The organism is Candidatus Dependentiae bacterium, assembly GCA_020431705.1.
Classification (GTDB): domain Bacteria; phylum Babelota; class Babeliae; order Babelales; family Vermiphilaceae; genus JAGQHQ01.
In genome coordinates, this window is record JAGQHQ010000026.1 from 1 (window position 1) to 7,746 (window position 7,746).

7 protein-coding genes are annotated in these 7,746 nt (G+C 35.3%); 4 read left to right on the forward strand and 3 right to left on the reverse strand.

All coding sequences use genetic code 11. The features are described from left to right. Positions 1–45: 45 nt before the first annotated feature. The 3 genes from KC460_04945 to KC460_04955 all read right to left on the reverse strand — a co-directional run bounded on the left by KC460_04945 (position 46) and on the right by KC460_04955 (position 1,983). Positions 46–732 carry a hypothetical protein gene (locus tag KC460_04945; protein ID MCA9770688.1) on the reverse strand — a complete coding sequence of 229 codons (687 nt, stop codon included), beginning with the start codon at positions 730–732 and terminating at the stop codon, positions 46–48. 190 nt (positions 733–922) lie between these two features. Next, positions 923–1,408, reverse strand: a complete 486-nt coding sequence (locus KC460_04950) for a hypothetical protein (GenBank protein MCA9770689.1) — start codon at positions 1,406–1,408, stop codon at positions 923–925. A gap of 26 nt (positions 1,409–1,434) precedes the next feature. Then, positions 1,435–1,983, reverse strand: a complete 549-nt coding sequence (locus KC460_04955) for a hypothetical protein (protein ID MCA9770690.1) — start codon at positions 1,981–1,983, stop codon at positions 1,435–1,437. Between the two features lie 286 nt (positions 1,984–2,269). Here KC460_04955 and lon point away from each other — a divergent pair, with 286 nt between their 5' ends. The 4 genes from lon to KC460_04975 all read left to right on the forward strand — a co-directional run bounded on the left by lon (position 2,270) and on the right by KC460_04975 (position 7,644). Then, on the forward strand, positions 2,270–4,624 hold the full coding sequence (gene lon, locus KC460_04960) for an endopeptidase La (protein ID MCA9770691.1): 2,355 nt from the start codon (positions 2,270–2,272) through the stop codon (positions 4,622–4,624). Positions 4,625–4,789: 165 nt separating this feature from the next. Next, entirely contained in the window at positions 4,790–5,770 is a 981-nt protein-coding gene (locus KC460_04965) for a carbohydrate kinase family protein (protein ID MCA9770692.1), read from the forward strand. 207 nt (positions 5,771–5,977) lie between these two features. Further along, positions 5,978–7,402, forward strand: coding sequence for a F0F1 ATP synthase subunit beta (atpD, locus tag KC460_04970; GenBank protein MCA9770693.1), 1,425 nt, complete (start codon positions 5,978–5,980; stop codon positions 7,400–7,402). After that, positions 7,402–7,644: a hypothetical protein gene (locus KC460_04975; GenBank protein ID MCA9770694.1), complete on the forward strand. Its 243-nt coding sequence runs from the start codon at positions 7,402–7,404 to the stop codon at positions 7,642–7,644. Before atpD ends, KC460_04975 begins: the two co-directional genes overlap by 1 nt. Positions 7,645–7,746 lie beyond the last annotated feature (102 nt).

Here is a 7,746-nt window from a genome sequence, read left to right on the forward strand (position 1 = left end):
ATAGCAGCAATCCAAATTGCCGCTATATTCTATACTTTGAGGCATTTATGAATTTTGGGATAGATTCTTATTTTTTAATGTCGCAATTCGCACACACCACCAGTAGTAAGACGATATTATTTTATGCTTTATACTATTGCTTTCACTAATCGAATTAATGTTTCTTTCATAGTTGTTGTTACTTTCATAGTTGTTGTTAAATGTAATTTTCAGATTATAGGTTTTTTCTTTGTTTTTTTGTTTTTTAGCAACAATAGACGCTAAAGACGATAAAGAATTTTCGCTAACTATTCCTGTGAATGTGAGCGGAAACTCCTTGGTATTGTTCAATTTTGCAATAAACGCTTCCGCAAATTCACTTATTGTTTCATATGACTCAGTGGATATATGAGTTGTTCCTTTTTCTTTTTCTTGCGTAATATCTTTCTTAGTTTTTTTTATTTCTTTTCGCATAATGTTTGTATCTTCTTGAGATTTTTGCTTATGCATCAAGAAATAAGCGGCACCAAACAGTGCCAGAGCTCCGATTCCGAGGGTAGTCTTTGGGCGTTCTTTAACTGTTTCCTTCACCCAGTTAACGGTATCCTGCGTTTTCTCTAAAATACTTTGAAAACTTGGTAGGCTGTAGCTATCAAACAATCCACCGCCAGTAGGCTCTTGCTGCGCTTGTAACACTGGGCTAATGAATAAAGCAATTGCTATAATTGCTGACATAATATATGTGTGAATCATATATTTCTCTTTTAAATGGTTATATATCGCACTTTTTGTACTTTGTACTTTCATATATCTTAATTGTATCATATTTGGAGCGGGACAAGTCAACAGTTTAATACAAATAGAAACCCTCGTTGCTTATATATTTTCTTGCAGGTTTCCCATGTCTGCCTTTTGTCAGCAATATTTTTCATTTTTTACAGGATTATTTTGAGGAATTGGTATCACTATATGAGAAAGAAGTTTTATCATCGCCGTCGTCGTCGTTTTTTAATAAATAAGCATGGTGAAACTGTTTGATATTCTGCTGTGTATCCATAAAAGGAAATATAGACATTATAGAAATAAACGCAGAAGCCGCCGCATAAAATCCAAAACCCTTGCTGATACTAACATCACCACCTCGTAAAGCATTGTAACATCCACACACAGCAATAACTGCAGTAGTAATACCAAGAATGCTAGATAAACAAATAGCAGCTTTTCTGACTGATAAAGTTTTTTCATAATTGTCTTGATCTAACTTCTGCATCCTTTTAAGAGTTTTGACGTATTTTTCTTGATTCAAGCATACTTTTCCTGCTTTTGAATTGTCATTTTTATCATTTACATTGCTCTTCATACCATGCAAATGAGCACCAGAAATACATATTAAACCAATAACTATAAAAAAAACAGTGTACATTTTCATAAAAATATCCTTAATTAAATTAGAGACTATCTCATATACTCAATATTACTATCAATAACTTCATCATCAATAACTTCATCGCGAGCTTCATAGTTTTTTTGAACATTTATTACATGACGATTAGCAGATTCATCCAAAAAGCTATTTGCACACAGCGTGCATCCAAAACTCATACCTGCTAACATAGCAGAAAAAAGTGCTCCACCCACAAAGTACAAAGGTTCTGCAATTTTTTGCATATCTTTACTAACACCCATACAAGCACAAACAATCGCAGCAAAAAGTGCTGTCATAGTTAATGTACCTCCGATTGCATAGGTAATCATTTTAGATATCCCATGACCAAATGGATTTCTTTCTTTATCTAACTCATGTGCTTGTTTTAACATCTGCATATAAATATGAGGCTGTAAAGGAATTTTTTTATCTCCAATTTTTTTATCTTTTTTGATGTCACAAGTATTGTTAGCATCATTATTCACGGACTTTTTTTCTTCTGCGAAACAAAAACCGATTGGCGAATTTGACAAAAGAGAAATAATTAAAAAATATTTAAATATAGTATTTCTGATCATAATGCAACCTATAGTAAAAAATGCACTTTATTCAAAACCTTAAGAACAATAATAATAAAATTAAAAATAAATACAACTTCGAGCTACAAATAAATTAATGCACATTTGGTACTGCCATCTGAGTGAATATGAATAAGACCTTTTGCTATAACAACTTTTACTCGATTTTAAATATATCATTGTTTTTCCGGGCTTATCTACCATAGACTGGTGATGTGATCGGCCAATATAAGGCTCTGTATCACACAAACTATTAAAATAATGCTTTGTCAGATAGGGGGAGTTGATGAAAACACTATTTAATAAGAATTTACAAGAACATATACCAGAAATGCTCCCGGTGATTCCCACCATGGACGTTGTGGTATTTCCACACACAATTGTACCACTCCTTGTGATGGATGAAAAAATAATTTCTGGAATTAACGATTCATTGCAAAAATCTCGACTCGTTTTGCTCATTGCAGCAAAAAAACAACTCGACCAACAAGAAGTAATCGGCACCAAAGATTTATACAGTATTGGCACAGTTGCTTCTATCATGCGTCTTATTAAAATTCCTGAAGGCGGCATAAAAATTTTAGTTCAGGGAGTAAGTAAAGTACAAATTAAAGAAATTATTGCTGAAGATAACTCTTTACATGCCACAGTAGAAGAAATGAAGTTTACCGATAATGAAAATGAAGAGATAATCAAAGCCCAAATAAAAAACATCAAATCTTTGACGGAAAAAATGACCGTATCTGGCAATGCTTTTAGCCCAGATTTTCATCTTATTCTTTCAAAAATGCAAGATCCTGATAAAATTGCCGATTTTATTCTTTCTCATCTCAGTCTTTCCGTTCAACAAGCGCAAAAGCTTTTGGAATCAAAAACAAAACAAGATTTATTAGATCTCCTGCATCAACACCTATACAAAGAAATCGAAGTTGCAGAAATTCAAGAACGCATTCGCAATAATGCACGAGAATCAATGAACAAATCACAAAAGGAATTTTATCTGCGAGAGCAACTCAAAGCAATCAAAAAAGAACTGGGTGAAGATGATACAGAAGAAATTGACCAAATGCGAGAACAGCTAGAACATTTACCAGTATCTGAGGAAACAAAAAAAGAAATTGAACGACAAGTTAATCGACTAGAAAAAACATCACCTGACTCTATGGAGGCTTCTGTTATAAGAAATTACTTAGACTGGATTTTTGCTTTGCCATGGGGCAAACAGACAATAGATAACCTTGATATTAAGCACGCACAAGATGTCCTTGACAGAGAACATTATGGTCTTAAAGATATTAAAGATCGAATTTTGGATTTCATATCTATTAGAAACCTCAAAAAAGATGGGTACGCTCCTATTTTATGTTTTGTTGGCCCGCCAGGAACTGGAAAAACGTCACTCGGTAAATCAATTGCTCATGCACTTAACAAAGAATATGTACGCATTTCATTAGGTGGTGTAAAAGATGAAGCCGAAATTCGTGGACACCGCAGAACATATGTTGGCGCGATGCCTGGTCGTTTTATCCAGGCAATACGAAAAGCAAACTCATGTAATCCAATTATCGTTATTGATGAACTTGATAAAATTGGCGTAGATTTTAGAGGTGATCCATCAGCTGCGATGTTAGAAGTCCTTGATCCACAACAAAACAGAACATTTTATGATAATTATCTGGGAATTCCATTTGACTTATCACAAGTTATGTTTGTTGCTACCGCAAATAACTTAAGTACTATTTCTGAACCACTACGCGACAGAATGGAAGTAATCGAACTTTCTGGCTATACAATAGAAGAGAAAATAAATATTGCACAAAAACATTTGACTGAAAAAGCAATGCTTGATACAGGCCTTAATATACAAAAAGCAAAAATAGCACGCGATGTAATTGTTGACTTGATAACTAATTATACAAAAGAAGCGGGTGTCAGACAGCTTGAGAGAATGATTAGAACTCTATGCTCTAAAGCAGCCCGTGCAATCGTACAAGAAAATAAGATACTAAAATTTTGCTGCAATAATTTAGAGCAATATCTTGGACCACGCAAATATCTTGATGAACAAGCACTACTGCATGACTCTATTGGCATTACAAATGGACTTGCATGGACAGCATATGGCGGACAAATGATCAAAATTGAAGCAGTTTTAATGCCTGGCAAAGGAAATTTGATTTTGACTGGACAACTTGGTGATGTTATGAAAGAGTCTGCTCAAGCAGCTATGAGTTATGCAAAGGCACATGCCAAACGCTTTAAAATTCCATATGAAGTATTTACACGACATGATTTGCATATTCATGTTCCTGCTGGCGCTGTTCCAAAGGATGGCCCATCTGCTGGAATCACAATGCTTACTTCAATCTTATCGGCATTAACTCAACGGCCGATCAACGCAAAATATGCAATGACTGGAGAACTTAATTTGCGAGGTGAGGTTATGCCAATTGGTGGTGTACGAGAAAAAATATTAGCAGCAAAACGTAATAACGTTCCACACGTATTTTTACCAGTCAAAAATAAAAATGATTTGATTGGACACGAAGAAGTTGCTGATGGCATTGAAGTCATTTGGGTAGAGCATGCAGATGAAGTAATTGATCGTATTTTAATGCCAGTTACTCGCGCCAAAGCGTAATAAAAATTTGATTTCGATTAATAATATTTTATTGCTCCGCTGTAATAAGCGGAGCATTTTTTATACTCTTTATATTTGACATAGTATTGTTTTATTTGCATAACTTGCCTGAATTAACTCAGTAAAAAGGTATATAACATGAAAATTATGACCATCGGTAGCGCAATGCGGGATATTTTTATTCAACACCAAAATATTGAAACAAAAAAGTTTGAGCATAACGGCGCACAAGAATGCTTTGTATTATTGCGCGAGGGAGCAAAAATAGAAGTTGATGCAATAGAGTATTATACTGGCGGCGGCGCAACTAATTCAGCTATTTCACTTTCTCGTCTGGGTTTTGATGTTACTACATTTTGCAAAGTGGGCAATGATAATCAAGCAAACGCAATTACTCAAGAACTTACCCAAGAAAAAATAAATACAGATTTAATTATACAACACAAAAAAATTTCAACCGGCAGTTCATTCATTATTCCATGTCCATCCGGGAACAGAACTGTACTTATCTATCGTGGCGCAAACATTACTATAGAAAAAAAAGATATTCCGTTTGAACAAATAAAAAAAATGGATCAACTCTATATCACATCTCTTAGCCAAAAAACTTCTGATCTTTTGTTACCTATTACCGACTTTGCAAAACAACAGAACATACCAGTTGCCACAAATCCAGGAACCAGCCAACTAGAATCAGGTGCACCAATACTTAAAAAGTGTTTAGCTAATATCGATATATTAATTCTAAATGCTTACGAAGCAAGCTTACTTGGCTGCTCTCTACATGGAAACAAAAATAACTGCTCTCGTGAAGATTATTTTAAATACGTGCTAGACAAAGGCCCACGCATTGCAGTTGTTACAGATGGCGCTAATGGTGTATATGTTGCTACACAAGAATCAACATATTTTCATCCAAGTATACCAACTAATGTTGTTTCAACTTTGGGCGCAGGCGATGCATTTGCCTCATGTTTTGTTGCAAGCATTTTAGAAAGAAGATCTATTACAGAATCTCTGGTCCGCGGCATTATCAACAGCAGCTCAGTAATACAATATTTAGATGCAAAAACTGGACTTCTTGATTCTCAAGAGCTCGCAGATAGGTTTACACAAATTGGTATCAATAAAATTCAGAAAAATTAACTGTGCATCTCACTTTTTAATTTTTAAATCATTCTTTTTACAAAAAGCTTAGTCGCCCGATTTATTATTTTTACCTTGTTACAAAAAATACGACTAAAAAGCTCGGTTAACTATACCCATAATTTTCATTTTCTTTACAAACAAAACCAGTTCCTTTAGCTTATTTACGTATATACGACTTTTTTTACTGCCAGGGGCGTTTTAATTATGGCCAATCAAACAGCATCAAACAACAAAGGTTATGTACTACGAGTAAGTGGTACTATTATTGACGTGCAATTTGAACGTGAATCAGCACCGAATATTTTAAACGAGCTAAGAGTTGTTTTTCCTGAAGGAAAACCTGCAAGCATTGAAGTTGCACAACAGCTAGGCGATGGTGCAGTTCGCTGTATTGCAATTGATAACATTTATACTATTAGACGCGGGTTAGAAGTAGTTGATACCGGCGCACCAATTAGCGTGCCTGTAGGTAAGCAAGTGCTCGGCAGAATTTTTAATGTCCTTGGTCAAACAATTGATGATAAGCCACAACTTCAATCTGAAAAACGATGGAATATCTATCGTAGTGCGCCAGAACTTGTTAAACAAAAAATTGCTGATGAAATTCAAGAAACTGGTATAAAAGTAATTGATATCATGTGTCCCTATATTAAGGGATCAAAAATTGGTCTATTTGGTGGTGCAGGTGTTGGTAAAACAATTTTAGTACAAGAATTAATTCGCAATATTGCAACAGAACATGGCGGAGTTTCAGTTTTTACGGGTATTGGTGAACGTACTCGTGAGGGCAATGAACTTTGGCTTGAAATGAAACGAACTGGTGTTTTAGATAAGACAGCACTCGTATTTGGCCAAATGGGAGAAATGCCTGGTGCACGTCTACGCGTTGGCTTGACTGGCTTGACCATGGCTGAATATTTCCGTGATGAAGAAAAAAAAGACGTTCTACTCTTTATTGATAACATTTTTAGATTTGTACAAGCGGGTTCTGAAGTCTCTACCTTACTTGGTCGTCTACCCTCTGCTGTTGGCTATCAGCCAACATTGGCAACAGAAATGGGCGCATTTCAAGAACGAATCACCAATACAATTAATGGATCGATTACTTCCATTCAAGCTGTGTACGTTCCAGCTGATGATATTACTGATCCAGCACCAGCAACAACTTTTATGCACTTGGATGCAAGCACAGTACTTTCTCGAAAACTTGTAGAGCTTGGCTTGTACCCAGCAATCGACCCACTTGCCTCCAGTTCAAAAGGACTACAAACAAGTGTTGTTGGTAAAAAACATTATGAAGTTGCTCGCACTATTCAAAGTACATTACAACGATATAAAGAGCTACAAGACATCATTGCTATTTTGGGTATGGATGAACTTTCTGAGGAAGATAAACAATTAGTTAATCGCGCAAAACGAATTCAGAAATTTTTAACGCAACCAATGTTCAGCGCGGAATTTGCTGTTGGTATTCCTGGTCGTTATGTATCAAAAGATAAAGCCGTAGACGATTTTGCACGTATTATAAATGGTGAATTTGATCATCTACCAGAGCAAGCATTTTATATGGTTGGCACCATTGAAGAAGCTCAAGAGAAAGCACAAGAGCTACGCAAGAAGGTTAAGTGATGGAATTAAATATCATTAGCCCAACGGCAAAACAAACGCACAAAATTGTATGGCTGGAACTCAACACACCAGTTGGTAACTTTGTGATTCAACCTGGCCATGTACCGACTATTCTGATTTTGTCACCGCAAAAAAAAATGATATTTCGCTTAGAAAATGGAAAACAAGAAAGTATATTGCTCACACGTGGTGGCACTGCAGAAATTACACGTAATAGCGCAACTATTTTAGCAAATGTATAACAAAAGTATTTTTTGGGTATAGATATAGAATCTATCCCAAAATTCATAAATGCCTCAAAGTATAGAATATAGCGGCAATTTGGATTGCTGCTATATAGTTTT